Here is a 2991-nt window from a genome sequence, read left to right on the forward strand (position 1 = left end):
GTTCATCGGCTCGCACCTTTGCTTCGCGCTTCCTTCAGACCCCGCCTCGCGGCGATAGCCCTTGCGCATCACTAACCCTTCACCTCCATCAGGTTGGGTAGAGGAATTTCACCTCCGAGCTATTGAGCATGCCCGGCACACAACGAACCCGCTCTCGCGGGAGGGGGGCGCGCGTCACGGTCCGTGCGTTTTGGGCGGGGTAAGCGGTAAGGCGTGACGACCGGGGCATCCGATCCCGAGCATCGAAGGTCCAGCAACCTTCGGCTTGAGAGAGGAGCCCACGATGACCTCCCATCCTTCCGACCGGCCCGTCAGCGCGCTGCGGGCGCGCATGATCGAAGACATGCGGGTGCGCGGCTTCAGCGAGAAGACGCGCAACGACTACATTCGCAACGTCCGCGCGTTTGCGGCCTTCATCGGCCGGTCTCCCGACACAGCAACGGCGGAGGATTTACGCAGTTTCCAGCACCACCAGGCGCAGACCGGCGTGCGGCCGCCAACCATCAACAGTGCAGTCGCGGCCTTGCGTTTCTTCTTCACCGTGACGCTCGACCGGCCGGACCTTTCTCGCCGGCTTACGGTGGTACGCGAACCGCGCCGGCTGCCGGCCGTGCTGAGTGTCGAGGAGGTCACGCTGCTGCTCCAGGCGGCGCCGGGGCCGAAGTACAAGGCGGCATTCGCCACCGCCTATGGCGCCGGGCTGCGCGTCTCCGAGGTCGTCGCGCTCAAGGTCGGCGATGTCGACTCCGAGCGCATGCTGCTGCGGGTCGAGCAGGGCAAAGGCCGTAAAGACCGCCAGGCAATGCTGTCGCCGCAGTTGCTCGCAGTGCTGCGTGCCTGGTGGCGCGAAGGCCGACGCCTGGGCATGCTGCTGCCGCGCGGCTGGCTGTTCCCCGGCCGCAATCCGCTCGAGCCGCTCTCGACACGCCAGCTCAACCGCGCGGTCCATGCCGCTGCCCAGGCTGCCGGGATCAAGAAGCGGGTATCGCCACATACGCTGCGGCACAGCTTTGCCACGCATCTACTGGAACAGGACACCGACATCCGCGTCATTCAGGTGCTCCTCGGCCATGCCAAGCTCGACACCACGGCGCTTTACACGCGTGTTGCCAACACCACGATCCGAACGGTCACCAGCCCGCTCGACCGGCTTGCGACGCTGACCGAACGGAGCCCAAGAACCGGGGTGTAGCCAGGCTGTAGCCCGGCGGCCGTGCGCCGCCCAGGGCTGGAGGTCGCAGACATCTTCCATCGCCACGGCGCCGCCTGGCGCCGGGCCCATGCCGGGCATCTGAGCCTCGGCCAGCTCAAGGTGATGTCAGCCATCGAGAGCTGCCGTTCGGCCGCCCTCGGCGGCCATGTCGAGCGCTGTGAGGATTGCGGCCACAGCCGGATCGCCTACAACTCCTGTCGCAATCGCCACTGTCCCAAGTGCCAGGGCGCGGCGGCGAAGGACTGGCTTGCCGCCCGCGAGGCCGATCTGCTGCCGGTCGGCTATTTCCATCTGGTCTTCACGCTGCCAGCCGAGATTGCTCCAATCGCCTACCAGAACAAGGCGGTGGTCTACGATCTGCTGTTCCGCACTGCGGCCGAGACGCTGCTCACCATCGCTGCCGATCCCCAGCATCTGGGCGCCCAGATCGGCATCACCGCCGTGCTCCACAGCTGGGGCTCGGCGATGACCCACCACCCGCATCTGCATATGATCGTGCCAGGCGGCGGCATATCGCTCGATGGTTTGCGCTGGGTGCGCTGCCGACCCGGCTTCCTCTTACCAGTGCGCGTATTGTCCCGTCTGTTCCGGCGGCTCTTCCTGGCGCGGCTCGCCGACGCCCATGTGGCCGGCCGGCTGGTGTTTTTTGGCGAGATCGAAGGCCTGGGTCGGCGGAAGGCCTTCACTGCGCACCTCGCACCGCTCCAGAAAAAGAAATGGTTCGTCTACGCCAAGCCGCCCTTTGCCGGGCCCGAGGCGGTGCTCGCCTATCTCGCCCGCTATACACACCGCGTCGCCATCGCGAACAGCCGGCTGGTTAGCCTCAACGAGCGCGGTGTGTCGTTCCGCTACAAGGATTACCGCCGCAATGGCCAGGCGCGGTTTCGCACGATGACGCTCGAGCCAAACGAGTTCATCAGGCGCTTCCTGCTGCATGTTCTGCCCAAGGGGTTCCATCGCATCCGTCACTACGGATTGCTCGCCAGCGCCACCTGCAAGGCCAATATCGCACGCGCCAGGAAGCTGATCGCGACGCCCCCGCCGTCAATCGAACCGTCAACGGAACAAGACGCTCCGGGCATGACTGCCGGCTCCAGGCCCGACTACCGCCCGCCATGCCCCTGTTGCGGTGGCCGCATGATCATCGTCGAGAGCTTCGGACCCGGCGGCGGTCCTCGCGCCCCGCCCTCGCCGCAAGCCGGGGTCGGGACCGCAATGCCATGACGCTCATCATCGCCTCTTTACAACTGCTGCCCACCGAGGAACCTCGTCTCCGGCATTGCACCGCTGACGCCCCGCCGTCTCCCAAGCCACCTTTTACACCTTCGATCACGGCAAAATCACTCCGTCCACCACCGCCGCGACGACGATCCTGGCATCGCGATCGTCGATCCGACACCAACTACGCCGGCCACCGCGTCCCCTACCCAAACCGCCGACCCGTCAAATCCCCATAGACAACAACCGCCCATGCGGCCCCCGCGGGTTCCTTCCTGGGGGGCTTTCGGACGCCGGCCTCGGTGCGCGTGGATAGGTCACCACTGGCCGGCATCCGAAACCCTTCACCCAACTCGGTCACTCAGGGTTCGCGTCGTGAACGGCTCTTCGTGCCCCGAAGCAGACCCCGCGCTCGCCCTGACCGGCGGCGAGGTTTGGGGAAAGCCGCCATTCGTCAACGCCCGAAATTGGCGCTGTTGAGGTATATTCAGCCCGGCGTCATACCGAGGAGCCTGGGGCGTGCGCCGTCGCGATTTCATACCCACTCTCGCCGGCACCGT

General features: G+C 66.2%; 2 protein-coding genes. Both read left to right on the plus strand.

What is annotated here, in order from left to right:
• The first annotated feature begins 283 nt into the window (after window positions 1-283).
• A complete protein-coding gene (locus VGC56_RS04685) occupies window positions 284-1192 on the plus strand; it encodes a tyrosine-type recombinase/integrase (RefSeq protein ID WP_464123558.1) in 909 nt (302 codons plus the stop codon).
• Window positions 1193-1213: 21 nt separating this feature from the next.
• Window positions 1214-2437 carry an IS91 family transposase gene (locus tag VGC56_RS04690; RefSeq protein WP_464123559.1) on the plus strand — a complete coding sequence of 408 codons (1224 nt, stop codon included), beginning with the start codon at window positions 1214-1216 and terminating at the stop codon, window positions 2435-2437.
• Window positions 2438-2991: the final 554 nt, after the last annotated feature.

This window comes from Allosphingosinicella sp. (assembly GCF_036403745.1).
Lineage (GTDB): Bacteria > Pseudomonadota > Alphaproteobacteria > Sphingomonadales > Sphingomonadaceae > Allosphingosinicella.